This window comes from Pyrobaculum neutrophilum V24Sta, assembly GCF_000019805.1.
GTDB lineage: Archaea > Thermoproteota > Thermoprotei > Thermoproteales > Thermoproteaceae > Pyrobaculum > Pyrobaculum neutrophilum.
Genome location: NC_010525.1, coordinates 1,255,920 through 1,276,215, shown reverse-complemented (window position 1 = coordinate 1,276,215; position 20,296 = coordinate 1,255,920). Strand labels below are relative to the sequence as shown.

The 20,296-nt window shown below is 57.9% G+C and carries 24 protein-coding genes and 4 tRNA genes; 11 read left to right on the top strand and 17 right to left on the bottom strand.

Annotated features, from left to right (window positions below):
• Nucleotides 1-10: 10 nt before the first annotated feature.
• The 3 genes from endA to glyS are packed head-to-tail and all read right to left on the bottom strand — an operon-like array spanning nucleotide 11 to nucleotide 2,689.
• Nucleotides 11-562 (bottom strand): tRNA-intron lyase, encoded by a 552-nt coding sequence (gene endA / locus TNEU_RS07255; RefSeq protein WP_012350779.1) that lies wholly within the window; start codon nucleotides 560-562, stop codon nucleotides 11-13.
• Entirely contained in the window at nucleotides 559-909 is a 351-nt protein-coding gene (locus tag TNEU_RS07250) for a hypothetical protein (RefSeq protein WP_012350778.1), read from the bottom strand. The genes endA and TNEU_RS07250 overlap by 4 nt, the downstream gene beginning before the upstream one ends.
• A gap of 28 nt (nucleotides 910-937) precedes the next feature.
• Nucleotides 938-2,689: a glycine--tRNA ligase gene (glyS, locus tag TNEU_RS07245; protein WP_012350777.1), complete on the bottom strand. Its 1,752-nt coding sequence runs from the start codon at nucleotides 2,687-2,689 to the stop codon at nucleotides 938-940.
• Nucleotides 2,690-2,763: 74 nt separating this feature from the next.
• Here glyS and TNEU_RS07240 point away from each other — a divergent pair, with 74 nt between their 5' ends.
• The 8 genes from TNEU_RS07240 (at nucleotide 2,764) to TNEU_RS07205 (ending at nucleotide 6,498) form a co-directional block, all read left to right on the top strand.
• The gene (locus TNEU_RS07240; RefSeq protein ID WP_012350776.1) at nucleotides 2,764-3,645 is read left to right on the top strand and encodes a cation diffusion facilitator family transporter; all 882 of its coding nucleotides are present in this window, start codon (nucleotides 2,764-2,766) and stop codon (nucleotides 3,643-3,645) included.
• Nucleotides 3,638-4,444: an agmatinase family protein gene (locus TNEU_RS07235; protein WP_012350775.1), complete on the top strand. Its 807-nt coding sequence runs from the start codon at nucleotides 3,638-3,640 to the stop codon at nucleotides 4,442-4,444. Before TNEU_RS07240 ends, TNEU_RS07235 begins: the two co-directional genes overlap by 8 nt.
• 128 nt (nucleotides 4,445-4,572) lie before the next feature.
• Complete coding sequence (locus tag TNEU_RS07230) at nucleotides 4,573-5,088, top strand: nicotinamide-nucleotide adenylyltransferase (RefSeq protein ID WP_012350774.1); 516 nt, start codon at nucleotides 4,573-4,575, stop codon at nucleotides 5,086-5,088.
• A 7-nt stretch (nucleotides 5,089-5,095) separates the two neighbouring features.
• On the top strand, nucleotides 5,096-5,254 hold the full coding sequence (locus TNEU_RS07225) for a DNA-directed RNA polymerase subunit P (protein ID WP_012350773.1): 159 nt from the start codon (nucleotides 5,096-5,098) through the stop codon (nucleotides 5,252-5,254).
• Nucleotides 5,254-5,487 (top strand): hypothetical protein, encoded by a 234-nt coding sequence (locus TNEU_RS07220; protein WP_012350772.1) that lies wholly within the window; start codon nucleotides 5,254-5,256, stop codon nucleotides 5,485-5,487. The genes TNEU_RS07225 and TNEU_RS07220 overlap by 1 nt, the downstream gene beginning before the upstream one ends.
• Nucleotides 5,488-5,560: 73 nt before the next feature.
• Nucleotides 5,561-5,690: transfer RNA gene (locus TNEU_RS07215), tRNA-Val, on the top strand.
• Nucleotides 5,691-5,781: 91 nt separating this feature from the next.
• Nucleotides 5,782-5,893: transfer RNA gene (locus TNEU_RS07210), tRNA-Pro, on the top strand.
• 29 nt (nucleotides 5,894-5,922) lie between these two features.
• Entirely contained in the window at nucleotides 5,923-6,498 is a 576-nt protein-coding gene (locus tag TNEU_RS07205) for an HAD family hydrolase (RefSeq protein ID WP_012350771.1), read from the top strand.
• A 7-nt stretch (nucleotides 6,499-6,505) separates the two neighbouring features.
• Here the strand turns inward: TNEU_RS07205 and TNEU_RS07200 are convergent.
• Nucleotides 6,506-6,606: transfer RNA gene (locus TNEU_RS07200), tRNA-Lys, on the bottom strand.
• A gap of 25 nt (nucleotides 6,607-6,631) precedes the next feature.
• The gene (locus TNEU_RS07195) at nucleotides 6,632-7,348 is read right to left on the bottom strand and encodes a DUF72 domain-containing protein (RefSeq protein WP_012350770.1); all 717 of its coding nucleotides are present in this window, start codon (nucleotides 7,346-7,348) and stop codon (nucleotides 6,632-6,634) included.
• A 30-nt stretch (nucleotides 7,349-7,378) separates the two neighbouring features.
• Between TNEU_RS07195 and TNEU_RS07190 the strand changes: the two genes are divergently transcribed.
• Together TNEU_RS07190 and TNEU_RS07185 are read left to right on the top strand one after the other, a co-directional pair.
• On the top strand, nucleotides 7,379-7,732 hold the full coding sequence (locus tag TNEU_RS07190; protein WP_012350769.1) for a hypothetical protein: 354 nt from the start codon (nucleotides 7,379-7,381) through the stop codon (nucleotides 7,730-7,732).
• Nucleotides 7,733-7,768: 36 nt separating this feature from the next.
• Nucleotides 7,769-7,972, top strand: coding sequence for a hypothetical protein (locus TNEU_RS07185; protein WP_012350768.1), 204 nt, complete (start codon nucleotides 7,769-7,771; stop codon nucleotides 7,970-7,972).
• 18 nt (nucleotides 7,973-7,990) lie between these two features.
• On the opposite strand, the gene TNEU_RS07180 is transcribed toward TNEU_RS07185, so the two are convergent.
• The 10 genes from TNEU_RS07180 to TNEU_RS07130 form a co-directional block, all read right to left on the bottom strand.
• Nucleotides 7,991-8,899 (bottom strand): isoaspartyl peptidase/L-asparaginase, encoded by a 909-nt coding sequence (locus TNEU_RS07180; RefSeq protein ID WP_012350767.1) that lies wholly within the window; start codon nucleotides 8,897-8,899, stop codon nucleotides 7,991-7,993.
• Nucleotides 8,896-9,375, bottom strand: a complete 480-nt coding sequence (locus tag TNEU_RS07175) for a 30S ribosomal protein S4 (RefSeq protein ID WP_012350766.1) — start codon at nucleotides 9,373-9,375, stop codon at nucleotides 8,896-8,898. Before TNEU_RS07175 ends, TNEU_RS07180 begins: the two co-directional genes overlap by 4 nt.
• Nucleotides 9,376-9,408: 33 nt before the next feature.
• Nucleotides 9,409-9,870 (bottom strand): 30S ribosomal protein S13, encoded by a 462-nt coding sequence (locus tag TNEU_RS07170; RefSeq protein WP_012350765.1) that lies wholly within the window; start codon nucleotides 9,868-9,870, stop codon nucleotides 9,409-9,411.
• A gap of 28 nt (nucleotides 9,871-9,898) precedes the next feature.
• Nucleotides 9,899-11,314: an ABC transporter permease gene (locus TNEU_RS07165; protein ID WP_012350764.1), complete on the bottom strand. Its 1,416-nt coding sequence runs from the start codon at nucleotides 11,312-11,314 to the stop codon at nucleotides 9,899-9,901.
• On the bottom strand, nucleotides 11,311-12,387 hold the full coding sequence (locus TNEU_RS07160) for an ABC transporter permease (protein ID WP_012350763.1): 1,077 nt from the start codon (nucleotides 12,385-12,387) through the stop codon (nucleotides 11,311-11,313). The genes TNEU_RS07165 and TNEU_RS07160 overlap by 4 nt, the downstream gene beginning before the upstream one ends.
• A gap of 60 nt (nucleotides 12,388-12,447) precedes the next feature.
• Nucleotides 12,448-15,039 (bottom strand): ABC transporter substrate-binding protein, encoded by a 2,592-nt coding sequence (locus TNEU_RS07155; protein ID WP_012350762.1) that lies wholly within the window; start codon nucleotides 15,037-15,039, stop codon nucleotides 12,448-12,450.
• A gap of 229 nt (nucleotides 15,040-15,268) precedes the next feature.
• Nucleotides 15,269-16,429: a glucodextranase DOMON-like domain-containing protein gene (locus TNEU_RS07145; protein ID WP_012350760.1), complete on the bottom strand. Its 1,161-nt coding sequence runs from the start codon at nucleotides 16,427-16,429 to the stop codon at nucleotides 15,269-15,271.
• 61 nt (nucleotides 16,430-16,490) lie between these two features.
• Nucleotides 16,491-16,562: transfer RNA gene (locus TNEU_RS07140), tRNA-Ala, on the bottom strand.
• Nucleotides 16,563-16,799: 237 nt separating this feature from the next.
• Nucleotides 16,800-17,105, bottom strand: coding sequence for a hypothetical protein (locus tag TNEU_RS07135; protein WP_012350759.1), 306 nt, complete (start codon nucleotides 17,103-17,105; stop codon nucleotides 16,800-16,802).
• 42 nt (nucleotides 17,106-17,147) lie between these two features.
• Entirely contained in the window at nucleotides 17,148-18,020 is an 873-nt protein-coding gene (locus TNEU_RS07130; protein WP_012350758.1) for a radical SAM protein, read from the bottom strand.
• 74 nt (nucleotides 18,021-18,094) lie between these two features.
• Here TNEU_RS07130 and TNEU_RS07125 point away from each other — a divergent pair, with 74 nt between their 5' ends.
• Nucleotides 18,095-18,658 carry a transcription factor gene (locus tag TNEU_RS07125; protein WP_012350757.1) on the top strand — a complete coding sequence of 188 codons (564 nt, stop codon included), beginning with the start codon at nucleotides 18,095-18,097 and terminating at the stop codon, nucleotides 18,656-18,658.
• Here the strand turns inward: TNEU_RS07125 and TNEU_RS07120 are convergent.
• Nucleotides 18,638-19,114 (bottom strand): 8-oxo-dGTP diphosphatase, encoded by a 477-nt coding sequence (locus tag TNEU_RS07120; RefSeq protein WP_012350756.1) that lies wholly within the window; start codon nucleotides 19,112-19,114, stop codon nucleotides 18,638-18,640. The two genes, TNEU_RS07125 and TNEU_RS07120, sit on opposite strands and share 21 nt — an antisense overlap.
• The gene (locus TNEU_RS07115; protein ID WP_012350755.1) at nucleotides 19,111-20,292 is read right to left on the bottom strand and encodes a pyridoxal phosphate-dependent aminotransferase; all 1,182 of its coding nucleotides are present in this window, start codon (nucleotides 20,290-20,292) and stop codon (nucleotides 19,111-19,113) included. Before TNEU_RS07115 ends, TNEU_RS07120 begins: the two co-directional genes overlap by 4 nt.
• Between the last annotated feature and the right edge of the window lie 4 nt (nucleotides 20,293-20,296).

Here is a 20,296-nt window from a genome sequence, read left to right as displayed (position 1 = left end):
AGTTCCACTTTTAAAGCTTAGCCCAGGAAAAGCCGAGGAGTACCACCTCTCCGGTCTGTCGGAGCACAGTCGCCAGGGTAAAGGTCTTTTTCACGCTGTGGCCCAGTCTGCCGCCACGCGTTATATCCGTGGCCGAGATCCCCCTGTCTGGCTCTAGAAAAACCACCACCATCGGCGCGTGGTCTATGCCGGGGCCCTTTTCGTAGACCGAGAACAACGCGCCGAATTTAAGCCCGCTTTTTACGACGTAGCCGAGGTCCCGGAAGTACTTGTATATCTTGTATACGTCGTCGAAGTTTCTGATCATCCCTCTCCCAAGCTCCGCGAGCTTCTCCGGAGGGATCTCGGCTCCGTCTTCAGCCACAACCTTGATCCTCCCCCTCTCGGCTAGGTAGAGCGCCTCGTATAGGGCTAGGATTAGCGGGGCAGATACCTTGTCCACCTCGTCTCGCTTAACTTTGTCGTAGCCGAGGAATCTGCCGTAGAAGCCCTCCCTGTATAACGCCCTGGCGAGTTCTACGTCTTGGACAACTACGGCGAGCCCTCTTAAAACTCCGCTCATCTCTTTCTCACAGTTACAACGGTGCCGTCGGCTACGCCTAACGCCTTGAGATCCTCGGCGGAGATGTGTATCTCGCCCCCCGGCACTTTACCGTCGTGTACCGCCTTGAAGACCCGCCTCTTCTCGTGGGAGGAGCCACCTGGGGCCACCACCTCCACCTCCTCGGGCTTATCCAACGCCTCGTATATCTCGGTGGGTATCTTGGCCACCCCCTCCTCAACGCCCTCGGCGGCCTTCACCTTGACTCTGCGCTCCCCCTTCCTCTGCTCCTTCTTCTCCTGCTGCGGCGATAGAAATGGCGGTATGAGGAGCTTCCTCCCCCTTTCCACATCTCTATTTTCTGCCATAGGAATAGGGTAGCACCGACTTTAAAACTTATCGAGCTTCCAACGCCTCAGCCGCCTCCTGAAACGGGGTTCCCCTCGTCACCAACGCTACGAAGGCCTGCACCTGCTCCGTCTTAACCCTCACCTGTCTCCTGGTGTCCCGGTCTCTCACGGTGACCGTGCCCTCGGCGGGCGTCTTCTCGTCTATGGTTACCGCGAGAGGCGTGCCTATCTCGTCGCATAGGGCATATCTGCTACCTATTGTGCCGTCGTCTTCGTAGAGCACGTAGAAGCCCTCCTGAGCTAATCTACGGGCGAGCCTCTTGCCGATTTCCACGTATTCGCTCTTTTTCACAATCGGCAGGATACACGCCGCCACCGGCGCGACGTCGGGCGGTAGCCTTAGGTATCTCCTCCCGTCCTCCTCCGTAACCGCGTGTTCCAATACGACGTAGAAGATCCTGTCAAGGCCGAAGGACGGCTCTACGACGTGTGGGATGAACTTCTCCAGGTCTGTCTTCCTCCTTTCCGTCTTTATGTACACCATGTCGCGCGTCACCACGAAGGGCCCCGCTACGGCCTCCTCCTTGCCCGCCTTGAAGGCCTCCAGAAGCGCGCCTTCGTGCTCCTTTATCGCCTTGATCACCTCGCCTATCTTATCCCCATATCTCTCCCTTATCGCGGCTGGGTTGGGGTATAGTCTGGCCACCTCCACCTCCTTCGGGACAGGCAGACGCCTCTCGAGGTACATCTCCCGCCCGCTGTATCTGCTGTGTCCAGACAGATCGTAGTCTGTCCTGTATGCGTGGCCGGACACCTCCACCCAGCCGAACCTCTCCGTGAGCACCATCTGGTCGTACGACTTGGCGGAGTAGTGGGCTCTCTCGTGGGGTAGCTTGCCGAGGAACTTCTGCCTCTCGACGGGGACCCCCAGCTCCCTCAGGAACCTCGTGGCCAAGGCCATGAAGAAGGCCATCCACTCGTTTGCGTACCCCCGCTCCACGATCTGCTTCGCCGTTAGGTAGAGGGGGTCGGTCTTGCCCTTGGCTACATACTCCTCGGGCACTATGGGGACCTCGGTGTTTTCAACCTCAGGCAGATATGGACAGCTGGGGTTCTGCGGGTCGAAAAACAGCTCGATCTCCATCTGGGTGAACTCCCTCAGCCTTATCAAGCCCCCTCTCGGCGATATCTCGTTTCTCGCGACTCTGCCTATCTGGGCAACGCCGAAGGGGTGCCTCCGGCCCACGTATTCGGCGAGGCGCGGAAACGCGACAAAGATCCCCTGGGCTGTCTCGGGCCTGAGATAGCCGGCGCTTTCGCTGTAGGGGCCTATGGTGGTCTTGAAGAGGAGGTTGAAGGTTTCCACGCCCCCCAGCGGCCCTCCGCAAGCTGGACACACTATCTTGTACTCCCCAATCAGCCGCTGTAGATCCGCCGCGGATAGACCCTCCGTCGATATCTTAACCCCCTTCTTCGCCAGCTCCTCCTCCACAAGGTGATCAGCTCTGTATTTCCTACCGCATTTTGTACACGCCACTATGTAGTCTGTGAAGTGGTCTAGGTGGCCGGAGGCCTTGAAGACGGGCTCCGGCATCACCACCGGCGTCTCCACCTCCACAATCGTCTCTTGATACGGCAGGACGAAGACCCTCCTCCACTTCTCCACTATGTTGCGCCTTATCTGAACGCCGAGGGGGCCGTAGTCGTAGAACCCCCCCACGCCGCCGTATATCTCCGACGAGGGCCAGTACAGCAACCTCTTTTTCACGATCTCCTCAAGCACCTCCGCGCGGCTCACGCGGGTGGGAGAGCACCTATTATTAAGCACTGCGCCCTGACCCTTTCCTTTTATATAACCCGGCTGGGGAGGCCGTGAACCCCTCTGTCAGACTGTGGCTCGCCTCGCTTTACCTCTTCGTCATGGGCACAATCTCGCTTGCCTACACCATGGTGGAGCTCCTGCTGGGGGTTATGTACGGTAGCCTACTGGTCACCAGCGACGCCTTCCACGGGTTTATGGATTCCGCCATCGCCTACGTCTCTGGGTTCGGCCTCTACTACGCCTCTAGAAGGGGGCGGTCATTCCCCTGGGAGATCTACCGACTCGAGAGCTTGCTCACGTTGCTCTCGGCGTTCGCGGTGCTGGGCTTCTACACGTACCTCCTCGCCACGTCGGTGAGATTAAGCGGCGAGCCCACGCCGCTCTGGATGACCACGCTCCTCCTCGCGGGGGGAGGGCTCACCTACCTCATGTATCTCTGGGAGAGACACAACTACAACACGCTCAGGCTGGAGATCATCAAGGCCGACGCGCTCCACGCAAAGATAGACACAGCCCTCTCAGCCGCCTCCGCAGCCGCCGTAGTGGTGAGCAACCTCCTCCACCTCACCGTGGCGGAGGTCGCCGCAGTGTTTGTGATATACGGCTACGTCCTCTACGAGCTGGTAAAGCTGTCCAAGGAGGCCATGTACGGTATACTCGGCGCGTTGTATAAAGACCCAGACCTCGAGGAGAAAATCAAGGAGGGGCTTGCGGAGCTGGGCAGACCCGTCATCGTTAAAATAAGGAGGGCGGGTAGCTTCCTCGTCGTATATGCGCTAGTCGCCGTAAGCCCAGACATGACGGTGGGCAGGCTACACGCTCTGAGAACAAGAGCTATTAGGGCGATATCGAAGATGCATCCGCTGATTGTCCACGTCGATATCAAGATAGTGCCTAAATATAAACGTGGACGAGAGGGGAGACATGCTTAAGAACGTCTGCGGCCCGGGAGACGTCAAGCTCTTCGGAGCGCCGATGGAAGACACCCTGAGCTTCCGGCCGGGGACCAGGTTCGCCCCCCAGAGGATCCGCGCCATCTTGCCCTACCTCGAATATACGACCATCCTCGGCAACCCCAGGGGGCCGCTCTGCGACCTCGGCGATGTGGAGCTCCTCCAGGGCGCGCCTGCGGAAAACGTGGCGAGGATAGAGCGGTTTATACAGAAGGTGGAGCCCCCCTTCATAATGGTAGGCGGGGAACACACGGCCACCCTGGCGGCGTTGAACGCCCTGAGGCCAGACACCTATGTCCACATCGACGCGCACTTCGACCTCAGAGACGAGTGGCCCCCCGGCCAGAAGTTGTCACACGCCACCTTCGCCAGGAGAGCCCACGAGAGGCTGGGCTTCTACGCCATCTACATAGGCGTTCGGGCGTACGACGACGAGGAGCGCAGATACGCAGAAGAGGCGCAGTTCTACGTGTTGGAGGGGCCCGACTTCAGTAGGGAGGACGTGTCAGACGCCGTGTCCACCGCCTCGGGGAGGGTGTATCTGAGCCTAGATATCGACGTGTTGGACCCATCCGAGGCCCCCGGCGTCGGCACCCCCGAGGCCGGAGGGCTGAGCTACAGGAAGCTGGAGTACCTGCTGGCCGACCTCATCCTATCGCTCAAGCCCGCCGCCGTCGACATCATGGAGTACTCTCCCCCCAACGACGTCTCAGACATAACAGCTGTCAAAGCCGTCAGACTCATCATGCACATGGCGTCCCTACTAGGCGGAAGATGACCGCGCCCGCGGCTTTCAACAATGTGAAAGACGTCAGCCAGTATGCCTCTCCTCATCGTCAGCCGCGAGCTACAACATCACAAGGAGGCCGGGGACACGGTTAATAAATGTGTAGCTCCAATAAGGCGATGAGGGCGCTTCTGGTAGGGCGCTTCCAGCCGCTCCACTGGGGCCACGTGAAAGCAGTGGAGTGGCTCCTCTCTCAACACGACGAGGTGGTGATAGCCATAGGCTCAGCCGACAAGGCGTTTACCCCGGACAACCCCTTCACGCCGGGGGAGAGGATCGAGATGTTTAGGAGACACTTCGGCCCAGACCGCCGGCTGCTCTTCTGCACGGTCCCAGACACCAACGGGCCGTCGAGCATCTGGGGGGCCTACCTGCGGCATTGGTGCCCGCCCCACCACGTGGTCTACTCGAACAACCCCTGGGTGGCCATATCGCTAAGGCACTGGGGCGTGGAGGTCAGAGGCCACCCCCACTTCGGCGACTACTCAGCCACGGCGGTACGCCAGCTGATGGCAAAGGGAGACGACAGCTGGAGGGCGTTGGTGCCGCCGGCGGTGGCCCAGTACATTGACGAGATAGGGGGCGTTGAGAGGGTAAGACTCCTCCACGACAACGTTTATAAATGGGGGCGTTAGAAGCGACGTGGCCGAGGAGAGGAAGCTCTATATGTGTATGAGGTGTGGGAGGGTGTTCTCAAAGCCGGAGATGGAGATCCTCCCCGGCATCAGGTGCCCCTACTGCAACTTCAAGATAATAATGAAGGTCAGAAGCCCAACCGTAAAGCGGATACCCGCCGTCTGATGGCCGCAGACCTCCCCCAAGTCGCCGAGCAACTAAGGAGGTCCAAACTGGCGGAGGCGCTTAGAATCGACGTGGTCGGAGGCAGGCTCGTAGTAGACGTAGAGACGGGGAAGGTGAGGGGCTACATAATCGCGGTGCGGAGGGGGAGAGTTCGGATGAGGATAGACGGCTACACCATCGTGTGGGACCCAGAAACCGACACGGTGACCTGGGCTGGAGGCAGAGGGCAGTAGCCACGCGCTGGGCCCGACGCTTGCCTTAGGCACAACGGCGACAAGTTTAAAAAACCCCCTCAAAAGTTGGGCAGGGCCCGTAGTCTAGCGGCATGATGCCCGCCTTACACGGCACACCCGCAACAGCCTAAGAACGCGGGTGGTCCCGTCAACCCCCCGCCGAGGGGGGTTGGGATAGGGTTCGAATCCCGGCGGGCCCACCAGGACCCCTCCTCGCCCTAAGAGGCCGTGTCGTAGAACACGAAGCTACCGCTGGACGTTGTAAAGCTTATAAATCGGGGAGATCGGATATTGGGGGCCGTCGTCTAGCCTGGTAGGATCGGGCGTTGCCCCCTGAGGCGTGGCTTGGGACCGCCATCGGCGGGAGCCCACGTGGTCCCGGGTTCAAATCCCGGCGGCCCCACCACGTTTTTAAACCGGCAGGACTCGGGTGGCGTGTACGTGTTCGATCTCGACGGCACGTTGGTGGAGTCCGTCGACGCACACGTCGCGGCGTGGCTGGAGGCATTGAGGCTTATGGGCGTCGAGAGGAGATACGAGGAGGTGAAGCCGTTGATGGGGTTACCTGCCCGCGACATTGCGGCGGCGCTTTTCCCGGAGCGGGCCGCAGAGCTGGCAGCTCTTAAAAATAGGCTGTTCCTGGAGAGGTACCTCGCCCTAGTGAGGCCCTACGAGGACGTCTCCGCGCTGGAGAGGCTTCCGAGACCCATAGCCGTTGTCACATCGTCAAGCGGCTACGTGGCGCGGCGGGTGATCGAGGCGGCGGGGTTGTCGCATCTGGTGGATTTTGTCCTCGGGGGAGACGAGGTGCCGCGGGGGAAGCCGGCGCCGGACCCCCTCTATGTGGTAGGCCAACGCTTCTCCGTCGACACGAGGGATATGGTGGTTGTGGGAGACTCGGAGTACGACATGAGGATGGCAGAGGAGGCGGGGGCCTACGGCATCTGTATAGCGAGGAGGGGCGTCTGCCGGGGGGCCAGGAGGGTAATCTACAGTCTTTTTGAGCTGTGAGGAGTACTGGCGGGCCCGGTGGGATTCGAACCCACGACCTACGGGTTAAAAGCCTCGGCAGACCCGGCTGGGTCCTCCGCCGCTCTAACCGGGCTGAGCTACGGGCCCGGCAGTTGGCACTACGACCGTCTTTTTAAGTTTTTTGCTGTTTTAACAAGCGTTTGAGGGCCAGCGCGTCTTCGTACATATACACGTTGTTGAACATGACGTAGGTCTCGCCGCTCCCCAAGCTCGTCAGTATGCCGGCGACTCTGGACAGATCCTCGCCAGTGTATCTATATCTGTAGTTCACCTCGCCTCCGCCGAGGCCATGCAGTCTGAAGTAGCGTGTGAAGCCGGGGGGCGGCTCTCTCCTCAGGGGGTCGACGGCGATTATCACGCCAAGCTCTGCCACCCTCCGTATCAAGGCGGGGTCTCTATACGTCTCGCCTCTGGGCTCCCACGCTATTTTTACACCGCCGACCACCGAGGCGAAGAAGTCGTAGATGTACGGCTCAGGCCTTAGGCTGGGGGGCGTCTGAAACACCAACACCTCCGGCTTAAGCGGCGCCACGGCCTCGAGGAACCTCTGCCAGAGCTCCAGGTTCTCGCCCGTGGGCTTTAGAAGGCCGTGTTTCTCCCCGGGCTTGAACCCCCTCGTCCTCTTGAAGGTTGGACTACCCGGCGGGTGCGTGAGGCCCTGGAACACCTTCGCCGTGAAGCGGAACTGGGGGGCCTCCTGCCTCAGCTTAGCCATCCTCTCGGGGTTCGGCATGTTGTAGAACGTCTCCTGTAGCTCCACAGCGTCTAACGCCTCGTATATAGCCCGACGAGACTTCGGAAAGCCGCACGTCCCGACATATATCTCCATGCCTTTAAAAAGCCGTAGATTTAAATGGCCGTGGAGGATAGACTCATATATTCGGGCCTCCGGAGTTGCTACGCCGTAAACGAGGGGATGTATGTGGAAGGCGGCAGAATCGACGTGGGTAAGGCGGCGGCTCATCTATACCTCCACATGCGCGACCTGGAGAGGGGCTACACCTACGACCACAGGTGTAGACGCGTTGAGATGACCCCCGAGCTCTTCGAGGCCAGATCTAGGTACCTCGTTAAGCTCTGTAGAGAACAGGGCGGTTTAGACTGCGGCGAGGTGGAGAAGCTCGTAAACCACGTGTTGAAGAACTTCGAGCTCCCCCCGTGGGCTTTGGATCTTGCGATGAAGAAGATCGTTAAGATATCCCGGCTTTTCTAAACCCAAACCTTTATATATCACGGATCTGTGGGTCCAATGGACGAGAAAAAGAGGCAAAACGTGGAGGACGTCCTCCGCAGACTCCCCGTAGAGTACACAGAGGAGGAGGGCGAGATCGTGGTGAAGGTGGGCAAAGGCAGGAGATTGCCAGAGTCCCAGTTCAGGGAGACCATAACCGAGCTGAAGAAGATGGGCTTCAAGTTCGACCCAGAGTCGAAGACCTGGAGGAAGAGGGCTTAGGGAAATTTCACTTTTCCGCTAGAGCTCCGCGTATATCGGCTCCCCAGGCCTACCCCAACCTCTGGCCATGGCCTTTGTGTTAAAGGCGTAGGCCGTGTTGCCTCTGGCGTCTACGGCAATGATGCCCGCTGTGTCGGAGCCGTAGGCCTCTGTGATCTGTCCCACGGCACGTTCCACCGCCTTAGCCACGTCGCCCATCTCCACAAGGGCGTCGCGCGCCCTCAGGCAGAGGTGACTCATCAAGATCGCCTCCCCCAGTCCCGTCGCGCTGAACGCGCCAACGCCGTTTTCCGCCCAGTAGCCCGCGCCGGGTATAGGGCTATCTCCCACCCTCCCAGGCCACTTGAGCCAAACGCCTCCCGTGGAGGTGGCGGCGGCCACGTTGCCCTCTCTATCGAGGGCAACCGCCCCCACCGTGTCTCCTATTAAGCCGGCGGACCTCCTATAGGGCCACCGGCCCCGTCTAGCCTCCTCCAACACTTCGCCGAACCTCCTGTTTTTTCCCTCCGAATAGAACCTATGCCTCGCCTCCAGTAGCCCAGCTCTGGCGGCGAGCAACATGGCCCCCTCCCCGGCAAGTATCACGTGGTCCGTCTGCTCCATGACCAAGCGCGCCAGCCTCACCGCGCTTTTGACGGCCCCCACGGCGGCGACGGCGCCTGCTTTTTTCGTCCTACCGTCCATCACCCCCGCGTCTAGATAAACGGCGCCGTCTGCCGCATAAGCCGCGCCGTATCCTGCGTTGAAGACCCCGCTCTTCTCCATGTACTCCACCGAGGCAACCACGGCGTCTAGGGCGGACCCCCTCTGCACTGCGGTAAGCCCCTCCTCCACCGCGTCTCTCAAAGCCCTCTTAACCCTCTCCCTTTCCTCCTCCCCGATGTTCCAGAGGCCGGCTCCTCCGTGTACCGCGACCGTCGGCCTCACTGTATTAGGGAGATCTTGTCCTCAAGCTCCCTAGGCACTAAAAACCCTGGGGAGGAGACCCTTCTCCCGGCCACGGCTATGTGGCCGTGGACGATGAGTTGCCTCGCGTGGTATATGGATTTCGCCAGGCCCATCCTGTATACAATAGTCTGGAGCCTCCTCTCCAGGATAGCCCTCACGTCAAGAGATAGCACTCTGTCGAGGGGGACGTTCGGGTCCTCGATGAAGCCCATCTTGTACAGCTTCTCCTTGAAGGGCAGCTCAAGCGGGGCGCGCTCCTCTGCCGTCATAGAGAGTAGAGATCTGGCGCGTCTCACTATCCACTTCAGGTGGGCTCTCGCGAGCCAGAGCTCCTTCTTGTTCCTAAGGCCGTACTCGCCCATTAGCTGTAGCTCCTCCAATAGGAGCTGCTTGTTCCATATCTTCTTGGGCTTGCCGGCGAGGTATTTCTTCTTCGGCTTTTTTAAACCGCCCATACCGCCGGGCTACACATCACGTTTTTTAAATTTTTACTTACCGCCGGCCGCCGCCTTCTTTTTGGTGACGCCGGCTGTGGCGCCGAATCTGCCGGTGGTGACAGTCCTCTGGCCTCTAACCTTAAGACCGAGCGAGTGTCTAACGCCCTTCCAGCTCTTCAGCTTCTTCATCAGATCAACGTCTTTCTTCGCCGCTAGCACAAGCTCTGAGCCTATTAGGTGCAGCTCTCTGCCAGTCTCCGGGTCCTTCCTCCTGTTTAAGAACCACGCGGGGGCGAGCTCGTTTAGGTTCCTCACGGCCCAGTCCAGCTTGTTGATCTGATCGTCTGTAAGCATGCCGAGTACGGCATGCGGATCAATGCCGAGCTTCCAACAGATGGCGTAGGCGGTGGCGATCCCTATACCTCTGATTTTAGCCAGGGCGTATGCCACCTGCTTGTTGCCGTCTAGGTCGGTATCCCCTATGCGTACAATGGCGCGTATCTCCTGAGACACAGACGTGGATTAAAGCCGCTTTTTAAATTTATTGCCTCCTAAGCCTCGGATTTACCAGCGGCTCCAAGGCGAAGAAGATTAGGACGAAGCCGACGGCGGTGAGGACGATCAAGATGCCGGGGGGCAAGATCCACCACCAGGCGAAGTTCTGCAACGCCCCGTTGTCAAAGGCTTGTTGCAGTATCTGGCCCCACGTCGGTATCGAGGGGTCGCCTAGACCTAGGAAGCTCAAGCCCGCCTCGGAGAGGATTGCCCCAGGGATGTTGAAAATGATGAGCGCGAAGGAGTACGGCAGCACCGGCGGCAGTACGTGCTTCCTCATTATCCAAAGCCTCCCCGCGCCGGCGAGCTTCGCCGCTTCGATAAACTGGCTATTTCTTATGCTCAACACCATAGACCGCACGATTATCGTAACGCCGGCCCAGCCAAATAGGACCAGGACCAGTATTATGTTGAAAAGGCTCCTCCCCAGAACAAAGACGAAGAGTATCAGGAGAGGCAACGTCGGTAGGTTGTTCATAACATCCGCAAACCTCTGGATAGCCTCGTCCACCTTTCCGCCTATGTATCCGCTCACTATGCCCAAGGCCATGCCGATTAAGGTGGAGAACAGCGCAACGACGCCTCCTATGAATAGGGCGACGGGGAAGCCGAAGAGCAACCCCTGGGCGAGGTCGCGGCCTAGGTAGTCCGTGCCCATAAAGCCGTACACGGCGCCTTGCACCACTAGTTTAACGAGGCCAACGCCGTCTCTTGGGTCCCCCACAAGCTCCACCTCAAATACGTACCTGCCCCTAAGCGGCTTAAAGGAGTCGGCGACGCATCCGGGCCCCACCGCTTCTCCGAATACTATATAGGGGAGCAAATTGCCGTCTCTCACGTCTGCGATGGTGCAGTTGACCCCGAGCTCGTTTGCAAATACCGTAGCCTTCCTTATGACCTGGGGCTCTGCCCCCAGCACGATCGTCCTGGGGCTCTCCACAAATCTGACGTAGGGGGGTTGCTCGCCGGGGCGTGGAGGAGGTATTCCGCCGTCGTAGTCCAACAACACGACCTCTTTCCCATCTGGCCTTTTCACCTTCAGGGATACGATGGGTAGATCGCCGTAGAAGGTCAAGTTGTCGTATTTGAGGATTATGCCTGTTGGGAACTTGTCAGCGTCAAACTCGTAGATAAACACCCACCTCTTTATGTTCCCCGCCACTTCGCTTGGCCTATGGAGCTCGCTTACGTAGTGCCTCGGCAGCTTCTGGGCGGAGAAGTAGTTCACCCACTCCGGCGGCACCAGCTTTGGGTAGTCCTCCCAGTGTTTGGGGTTGGACCAGTACCTCGTCCCATAGTCCAGCGGATATGTGACTAGCACATACAACGAGATTAAGGTAAACAACGCCAGTATAGCCGCCCCCACCAACCCGGCTGGGCTTCTGACAAACTCCCTAATCATGCCAGCCTTATCCTGGGATCGACAACGACGTAGAGAATTTCGAGGATGAACCTAGCTATTATGTACACCAGCGTGAAGATGTAGGTCAGCGCAAATATAACCGGCTCGTCTAGAGCTGTTATCGCGGCGTAGTAGAGAGACCCCATCCCCGGCCAGTTGAAGACCCTCTCGGTTATTATGTAGCCTGAGATGGAGAATGCGAGGCTGAGGATTAGGTTTGTCAGAATTGGCGGCAGAGAGGGGCGGAGGATGTAGCGCCTCCTAACCAAGCTCTCGGGCAACCCTTTAGCCCTCGCGAACGCGACGAAGTCCTCCTGAGATACGCTTAGCACGATGTTTCTCGTGCTGTAGGCCCAACTTCCGAAAAACACGATGAAGGAAGCTATAAGGGGCAACGAGAGATGCCACAAGACGTCTAAGACGTAGGCCAGCGGCTCCCTAGGAGGAGGCGTTGACACCATGCCGCCCGGCGGAAATATCTGGACTCCCCAGAGGATCTTCGGCGCATAGGCGAGCACTAGGATCAGCACCAGGCCCACAAACCACAGCGGTAGTGCGTATGAGGCGGCAGAGAGTATCGATATGACCCTGTCGGCTCTCCCCCCCCCCCCCACGTTTGACCCGATGTAGAGCCCTATCCAGATGCCCACCAGCGCCGTTACGGCTATGCCACTCGTCGTCAGTATGATCGTGTTGGGGAGCCTGTCCATTATCAGATCCGAAATCTTGTTAGAGCCCCACGACGACTGCAACGTCCTCGAGGTGCCTAGGTCTAGGAGCAAGAGCTGCACAATTGTCTGCGGCAGTCTGACGTACCAGTCCTTGTTTAACCCAAGCGCCTCTGCCCTTGTCTTGTTGTACTCAGCCACGGCCTTTTCCACGGAAGCCGGGTCAAGCCCCTGTCTGATAAGTTGCTGTTTGTACTCCTGCACCTCCGCCGTTAGTATGGATTTCAGAATCTTGTTGGAAAGGCCGGTGGCGCCCAGTATCACAGCCAACAATACAAGCACCCCGATTAGGACAACCACAAGAGTCAAAGCCTTGACGACCAAGGTCTTCACAAGAGAAGCCATAGGAAGGGACAAAAACGGTTTTTAAAAAGCTTCTGGGGTTTTTATATAGTTATTTATAGACTATTGCTGAGCTCCGCCGCTTTTCTTCCTCAAGGCGAGGGCCAGCGCTGCTATGATCACCAATATACCCACCACAGCTGCCGCTAGGGCCGTGGTGGACCCGGCCGCAGGCGCCGTAGTCGTCGCAACAGTCGGCTGAGGCGGTGTCGCAGTCGGCGTGGCGGTCGCCGGAGGCGTGGTGGCGGCGGGCGTGGTAGTTGCGGGGGCGGCAGCTTTTGGAACAAAGACCTGCGTGGCCTCGGATACTATAGGCACATTTTCGGCGTATGTAAGAACCCAGAACTTGTACGGCTTGTTGGCCGTAAGCTTAGACGAGACGTCCGCGGGCATGTTTATGGTTAGCGGGGCGCCCGCCGCGGAGGCCTCCTCAGATATGTAAATGAATCTTCCAGTGGTGGGGTCCACCACGCCCCACTTGTAGTATATCTTTCCAGCGCCGGTGGGCACCTCCAGAGAGACCGATACAGACGCAGGCTGGCCCACCGTGACGGCCGGCACGTTTATGGCCTTTATGGAAACCGGTGTAGCTACGCCGAAGTAGAAGGCCCCTGGTTTGTAGGGGTAGGTGGGATCTCTGTAGGCGCGTAGCTCTATGTACTGCTTAGCTGTGTCTATCGCATATAGATAGAAGGGCCCCTGCGATATTATCAAGTGGCCGTATTTGTTAAACCAGTCGATAGCGGCTTTGTACCTCGCCAAAGCCTCGTCCTTTGTTAACAAGGTCTTGTTGCCTATCTTAAACCAGCTCTCTGGGTACACGCCCTTAGACAGGGCGTCTTGTAGCACGTCGGCTGCCGCCTTGGCGTGGTCTTTCAATATGAGGGAAAGCCAGGGGACGTTGTACTTAGTCGCAGACGCCCTGGAGGCGGCGTACGTCTGTTTTACATAGACGAGCTGATCCGTGGCGTAGTAGATCTCCCACGGCATATCCGGCGTATATACAGCCATAGACGCTATGTAGTTGGGGTCGAAATGCCAATAGTCTATATACACCTCTATAGCTGTATCGTTGACCACCCGTATACCCTTGATTAAGCTCATCGTGGCATTTACATACGAGGCAACGCCGGACTCGCGGGCGACCTTCTGCGGGTCGTTTGAAATATCCCACATGAATGCGTAGATGAACAATACGTCTGCAAGCTTAATCGGCTGTCCATCGTGCCACTTAGCGCCTATGTACTTGGCGTAATTAAACACGACTTTTGACTTAGCCTTGGCCCCCCCGGCGCTCACCCAAGCCTTCTGCTTGGCGTCCCACCTATACGCGTCAGCAGGGACGTCGAAGTAGCCGGCCGGGCCTTTGGTTTCTACGACATACGTAGCTCTAAAGGGCATCGGCTCGCCGGTGAATGGGTGGTTCCACACGGCGGGGTCGTACATCATCCTGAACCAGTCTACGGAGTAGACATCTGTAAAACCGCCCTGCGGCACAGGGTTCCATGCGCTGGAGGCGGTCCATATCCATAGGTGCCCCACGTTTACTACGTCTCTACCTGGGACGTACCAGTTGCGGGCGTTGTAGACAGAAGCCCTTAGACCGGCGCCTAGGTCAACTGTGACTCCCTTAAGTTGCGGAGATGCCACAAAGGCGTTGAGGTTTGTATTGACGAAGACCCTCACAGACTCCTGTATACACATCAAGGTGGCCTTTCTATATAGCTCTACATATTCTTTGAAGGAGGTGTATTTTCCTTTGTACAGCTTGTCGGTTATCTCGTCGATTGTCGCATTGGCATAGTTATACCAACCCGTGGTACCCCAGCCCGGCATATAGCCGAACCACGAGGCGCAGTACTGAGATATGGAGCTCGTATCCCATCTGTCAATACCGCCCTTGCCCCAACCCTCTGTGTAGAAATGCCACTGGAACTGGGCTGGGTCTGTGCCGTAGACCGTCTGAATAGCTACGTCGAATGTCACATATTTCCTGTCTACAGTAAAGCCTAACTGCTCAAGCGCGGAGGCAAAGGCGTCGCCGATGTCCTTACGCTCGTCTTCTACACGGATTAGGCCGATCAGCGTGACCGGCTTGCCCTTGCAGTACCACTTGCCGTCTTGCCCCTTGGTGGCGCCGAGCTTAGGCATCTCGCTATCCACTATCGCCTTTGCGTAGTCTAGGTCGTATCTAATGCCGAGCTGCGAGATTATGTCCGCCACTATCGAGTAGGTGGGGTCGTATTGGGAGAGCCATATGTACATGGGGACTGCGAAGCCTTTGAAAATTTCGTTTGCCACGTAGTCTCTGTCTACTACAAACTGCATCGCGTATCTAATCGCCCGGCTTGAGAAGGGGTTGGCACAAGGCGGGTTCGAGGGCGCTGGGTTCAGAACAATGTCGTTGAAGCCAGCCGCAGCCGTGTAGAGAACCACAGAGGGGTCTCCCTTGAGGGGAGCCGCTTGAGCTGCCCTCATGCCGAATATGTAGACGTCTATGTCTCCAGCCTTAACCGCGGCCCCCGCCTGTGCTATGGGGACAGACTTGCCGACTATTCTATCCGCGGCAGGTCCCGGGTTCGTGTGCGGCGCGGTGTACTGGGCCGCTAGGAACACGCCTAGCATGAGCACCAATAGGAACATTTTGTGTCTCATGATTAATTGTTTTCATCTTCTTTTTAAGTTTTCCTCAATTTTTGTGTTTATAAAGAGCGTAACCGAGTAGAACAACACGGCGGCGCCCGCAATTAGAAGTAGAAACGATAAGAGAACTAGGGAGGGGTCTAGGCATCTGCCCTCTGTACAGTGGGCCTGCACATACGACTGCTGAAGAGCTATGGAAAAGGAGAGGAATAGCAAGAAAAAACCTATGGCTATTAGCTTTTTACTTACGTCTAGCGGCTGCAAGAGCCCCCGCTATCCCGGCTAACACCCCTATCCCAAGTACGACGTAGCTGACCGGGTCGACATACGGCACGTAGATCTGTTGCGTCTGCGTGACGTAGGATGTCGCTGTTGTTGTGATGTATTGCGTTGCTGTGGCCGTCTCTGTCACAGTCAACGTATCCGTCTTAGTTACCGTCACAGGCACGAGCCTGTTGACAGTGGATGTGGTATAGGCCAACGGGAAGTTGCCCCAGCTCAAAGCCTGCGGCTCTAGCGTAGCTGGGGAGTCCTTGGAGAACGTCCTAAGCGGGGCGTTGGGTCCCAACACGTCGAACACTCTAGGCAACGTGCCTGAGGCAATCGCCGAGGCGTTGGCAGAGCCGGCGCCGGCCTTAGACGCGTCGGCTTGCGTGGCAAACTGTATTATCCTCCCAGGCCCGTTGCGGTCGTACGCGGTTACCAACACGTAGTATCTCCATGTGGGTTGTGGAAAGTCGCTCATGAACCTGGTCGTTGGGGGTATCAGCTTCCTAGGCACAACGGCCACAACAGAGCTTCCCTGTGTGTAGACACGCGGCAGGGGGGACACGCTTATTGTCCCACCTGTGACATCGGCCACGGCGACTAGGTTCACCGTATCGTTGCCCCACTTCGGCCCTATGAAGATCGCCACATCCCAGGGCGCGGAGCTGGAGAACTTAACCCCAGGCGTGTACTTGAACTGCGTTAGGTTCGCGGGATCTGGACAGAAGAAGCGCGTGGCCTCGTCGTAAAAGGCATTGCCGGCCGCGGGGTTGCCGTCCTCCGGCCTTAGAACGCTACAACTGACCGTCCCCCACGGGTTGCCGGGGAACCCCCTGTGTATATACACCTGGATGTACTGCAGAGAGAACCCGGTTTCTGAGTTAAGCGGGTTTCCGCCCAGGTCCGAGAAGGTTATCCTCAAAATAAGCGCGTCAGATGACGCGTTATAGAGCACCTCGAACTTGGTGATGTCGAAAACAGTACCGTTTTTGAACACTGGGTTAAGAGGGGGTGTGTACCAACCCGGGCCGTTGAAATCCCCCTTAGGATCCGTCGCGGTTTGGACAGTAAATAGGCCTTGTGCATATATCAACGTAGCCAGCATAATTATCAGAAGCCCATACTTGGAGTTCATAAATAGATTGAATTATGGTTGTTTTTATAGATTACCGTCTAGAACACCAGATTTAATGAAGTGGACCGGCCGGGATTCGAACCCGGGATCTCCCGCACGCCAAGCGGGCATCCTTCCGCTAGACTACCGGCCCCATGTCAAGATATGGGCGGGTTTATAAGCTTTATAACTGGAGACCCCGCCCTTCAGGGCGGGTCTACCCGGTGGCCTATCTTTTGAAGAGAAGCTGCAGTTCTCGGGGGCCGGTCAATCAAAGGTATCAAGACGGTCTACAGCGAAGGCCTTCCGCTGCAGCCCCCCACGGCCCGCGGCCTAGGCGTCTCTGCGGACGGGCCCTGAGCCTCTGGCGGGGCGGAAGCCGCAACGGGGGCTATAACCCGTTTACGAACTCGGCTAGTATGTACAGAACTACTGCTCCTATCAGCATGCTTCGTCCGCCGTATTTGTTTATGCCGGAGAAGTAGAGGAAGGCGCCTACGAGCCCAAGTATGACAGACAGCGTTTTCGACATGGAAGCCACGTGCGTCTTCAGCACCTCCTTTAGGTTCTGGAGGAAGTTGTCCACCGAGGTGAGCACGCTGTCTATGGTTTTTGCGATCTTTCCAAAGGGGTCTGTGGAGTTTGTGGCGGCGAGGGCAAGCGGCACCAGGAGGAGCAGGGCCGTTGCGGATTTCACGTAGTTTTCTCAAAATATTAGCAACTGTTGCGTTGGGGTGGGCTATTGTATCTCGAGGGTTTTTTCTCCCGTCTTTAGCTTTATACGAATCTTTCTCGCCGATAGGCTTCTGGGGTGTCGCCCCTCTTCGTCATACGCCACGGTGCCGTCGTCTTGGACGTGTTCAGCCGGCGCGGCGGTGGCCATGGCGTGTCTAAACAGCCGGGTCCCCATCTGTATCAAGTCCTTTGATCTTCCTGTGCATATGTGTGCCGGCACCGTGACCATCTCCGCTATCTTCCTCGCCGCCTCTAGGCTACCTGCCACGTTTAGCCCCTCCGCCTTGTAGCCCATAGCCCTTAGCCTCTCCCGGTTGGTCTCGGAGATGTCGAGCTCGTTGATGTTTACGAAGCTTATGTACGGCGCCAGCGCGTTTACCGCCTCGGCGATCTGGCGCTCTAGCCCCGGCAACGCAGGCACCTCGGCGCCCACGGTTTTCCCAGAGGCCGCCAAGGCTTTTACGTACTTCTCCCTCCCCCGCACCTGGCTTATAGACGTCGCGTGGATCCTCACCTCGTCTACTCTGCTGGACGCGATCAGCCCGGCTCTTCTCCCGTCTAGGTTCAACACGTGTGTGTACATGTGTATGTGGAAGCCCTCGCCGAACTCCCTCTTTAGGAGGTCCGCCACCGTCTTCACGCGCTCCGCCACCACCGAGGGGTCCCCGCCTGTGATGGCCGCCCCTTCTGAGGCGTACTCGGCCACCACCCTGGGTATATCCTCCAACCTGCTCACGGGCATGTCGTTTACATACATGACGTCTTTTCCAAACCTCTCGGCGCTGACTGGACAGTAGGGGCAACTCAAGGGGCAGAGCCCAGTTATGAAAATGACGCTTTTAGCGCCGAGGAGACACAGCTCGCAACCCTTCGCCATAGCTCCGCGGTACACCACGTTGTAATACACACACAGGCCTTGACTGCTATTTAAATAGGTGCCCCCACATCTACATGGCCGAGGAGGAGAGGACGGTAGAGCGGGCACACGTAGAGGAGCGGGAGGGGAGGCAGATACTTGTCTTGAGGTGGAACACCGGAAAGACGTCGGCCGGCCGCCTCTTCGGTAGATACGGCGCCGGCGGGAGGCCGGACTTCTTCAGGCTGTTGTTTGGCGCAGTGGCGGGCTCCCTAAGGGAGAAGTTCGGCCCCCAGGGAGAGGAGCTTTTCAGCAAGATAAGGGACTCGGAGGAGTTCAGGAGAAGCAGCAGGGAGATCTTCGACGCGGCTAAGGAGTGGTTTTTCAACGAACTCGCGCCTAAACACGGCCTAGACAAAGGCGACATCTTTATGATAATCACAGAGATAGAGCTGGACTTGACCACGGGCGAGCTCCGGTGGCGTAGAGACAAGACCGAGTTCTACTACTGGGTAAGAAGCGATAGGTGCCACCAGGTCGCAGCGCCGAAGGACTGCCAGGAGCTGGCTCAGGAAAACGCAAGGCTGAGGCAGGAGGTGGAACAGCTGAGGAAAGAGCTAGCTCAGATAAAGGAGAGGCTAGCCAGTCTCCTCAAGTAACTTATAGAGGCGCCACCTTTTCAACCTCCAACTCTCGAACTCGAAACGGCCGTACACCCTCCCGCCGCGCAAAACCACCGGGAGCCAGAACTTGTCGTCTTCCCACATCTCTCCAAAGGGGATCTCCTCGACGTTGAACCACACGGGCGCCGCCTCGTCGGTTTCACGCAACTCGCCGCGGTACCCCCTAGCCACGAACACGTGGACGTAGTGCGCCGACTCGACTGCGCCATCTTCGAAGTTCCAGAACTCCAAAAGCCCTCTCCACTCCAAGCCCACGGGGGCCACCCCCACCTCCTCCAACGCCTCCCTCGCCGCCGCCTCCTCAGGTGTCTCCCCAGGCTTGACCTTCCCCCCCACTCCGTTGAAGAGCCCAGCGCCCAAACCCCTCTTTTTTCTAATGAGGAGGACTCTGCCGTCCTTGACCACGTATAGCAACGTTTCTACGTATATCACAGAGCCCCCGCCGCCTCTCCCATCCTCCTGATGCCCTCCTCTATCCTCTCCGGCGTCTCTGAGACGAAGGATATGCGCACCGCCGCCTTATACACCTCGCTGAAGTACGAGCCTGGGACGACGGCTACTCCGTATCTCTCAAGTAGCTGTTTTGCGAAGCTCTCGCCGTCTAGGACGTAGCTGGAGAGGTCAACGAAGACGAACATGGAGCCGGAGGGGACCACAAACCTAGCCTCTGGGAGGTACTTCCTCAGAGCGGAGACCGCCACGTCTCTCCTCTGGCGGTATATCTCAACGACCTCTCTTACGTATCTCATCCGCGCCTCAGACCTCAAATACAGCGTAACCATCTTCTGGGCGAAGGAGGGCGGGCAGTACACCATCTCCTCGTTCATGAGCTTTATCTTCGGCATAACCTCGGGCGGGCCGTAGACGTAGCCGAGCCTCCACCCGGGTATCGCGGGGTCCTTCGAGAACGTATTTATCGAAATCGTCCGCTCGGGCGCCAGCTTGTAAAGATAGACGTGGCCCCCCTCGTATATCAAGGTCTTGTAGGCCTCATCGACGATAATCCAAAAGTCGTAATCCCTTGCCAGATCCACAATCGCCTTCGCCGCCTCCGGCTTCAGCGTTCTGCCGGTTGGGTTATCCGGCGACACAAGAACCAGCGCCTTTGTCCTCCTGCCTACAAGAGACCGGAGCTCCTCAGGGCGCGGCTGAAAGCCGTCCTCCAACCTGGTCCTTAGATATTTAACCGAGGCGCCGAAGTACTCGATAAGGGGCCTATAGCCGAAGTAGGTGGGGTCTGTCACAACCACCTCGTCCCCAGCCTCAAGGAGGGTGGCGAGCGTTGAAAACATAGCCGCTTGCCCCCCCGCCGTTAGCACGATCTGCTCCGGCGGCACGTCGACGCCTCCCAGCCTCTTTAGGTCCTCCGAGATGGCCTCCCTAGCCTCGTATGTTCCCAGCGACGGCGTGTAGCCGTACAGCTCCATGGAGTCCACGCCGAGGAGGTTCTTCATGGCCTCTCTCACCTCCCTAGGAGGGGGCACGCTGGGTTGCCCCGTAGAGAGCAAGATGACGTCTCTGTTCTCCCTCTTCAGCTTCTCTCGCAATTCGTCAATCTTCCTAGTGGGGGATTCTCGAAGAGCCCCTATCTTGGACGAAAATCCCCTCATTGGA

What these genes read in the sequence shown, in the direction of transcription:
- endA (WP_012350779.1), bottom strand. Translation starts at nt 562, where the DNA reads ATGAGCGGAGTTTTAAGAGGGCTCGCCGTAGTTGTCCAAGACGTAGAA.
- TNEU_RS07250 (WP_012350778.1), bottom strand. Translation starts at nt 909, where the DNA reads ATGGCAGAAAATAGAGATGTGGAAAGGGGGAGGAAGCTCCTCATACCG.
- TNEU_RS07235 (WP_012350775.1), top strand. Translation starts at nt 3,638, where the DNA reads ATGCTTAAGAACGTCTGCGGCCCGGGAGACGTCAAGCTCTTCGGAGCG.
- TNEU_RS07230 (WP_012350774.1), top strand. Translation starts at nt 4,573, where the DNA reads ATGAGGGCGCTTCTGGTAGGGCGCTTCCAGCCGCTCCACTGGGGCCAC.
- TNEU_RS07220 (WP_012350772.1), top strand. Translation starts at nt 5,254, where the DNA reads ATGGCCGCAGACCTCCCCCAAGTCGCCGAGCAACTAAGGAGGTCCAAA.
- TNEU_RS07195 (WP_012350770.1), bottom strand. Translation starts at nt 7,348, where the DNA reads ATGGAGATATATGTCGGGACGTGCGGCTTTCCGAAGTCTCGTCGGGCT.
- TNEU_RS07185 (WP_012350768.1), top strand. Translation starts at nt 7,769, where the DNA reads ATGGACGAGAAAAAGAGGCAAAACGTGGAGGACGTCCTCCGCAGACTC.
- TNEU_RS07175 (WP_012350766.1), bottom strand. Translation starts at nt 9,375, where the DNA reads ATGGGCGGTTTAAAAAAGCCGAAGAAGAAATACCTCGCCGGCAAGCCC.
- TNEU_RS07165 (WP_012350764.1), bottom strand. Translation starts at nt 11,314, where the DNA reads ATGATTAGGGAGTTTGTCAGAAGCCCAGCCGGGTTGGTGGGGGCGGCT.
- TNEU_RS07160 (WP_012350763.1), bottom strand. Translation starts at nt 12,387, where the DNA reads ATGGCTTCTCTTGTGAAGACCTTGGTCGTCAAGGCTTTGACTCTTGTG.
- TNEU_RS07155 (WP_012350762.1), bottom strand. Translation starts at nt 15,039, where the DNA reads ATGAGACACAAAATGTTCCTATTGGTGCTCATGCTAGGCGTGTTCCTA.
- TNEU_RS07145 (WP_012350760.1), bottom strand. Translation starts at nt 16,429, where the DNA reads ATGAACTCCAAGTATGGGCTTCTGATAATTATGCTGGCTACGTTGATA.
- TNEU_RS07130 (WP_012350758.1), bottom strand. Translation starts at nt 18,020, where the DNA reads ATGGCGAAGGGTTGCGAGCTGTGTCTCCTCGGCGCTAAAAGCGTCATT.
- TNEU_RS07125 (WP_012350757.1), top strand. Translation starts at nt 18,095, where the DNA reads ATGGCCGAGGAGGAGAGGACGGTAGAGCGGGCACACGTAGAGGAGCGG.
- TNEU_RS07115 (WP_012350755.1), bottom strand. Translation starts at nt 20,292, where the DNA reads ATGAGGGGATTTTCGTCCAAGATAGGGGCTCTTCGAGAATCCCCCACT.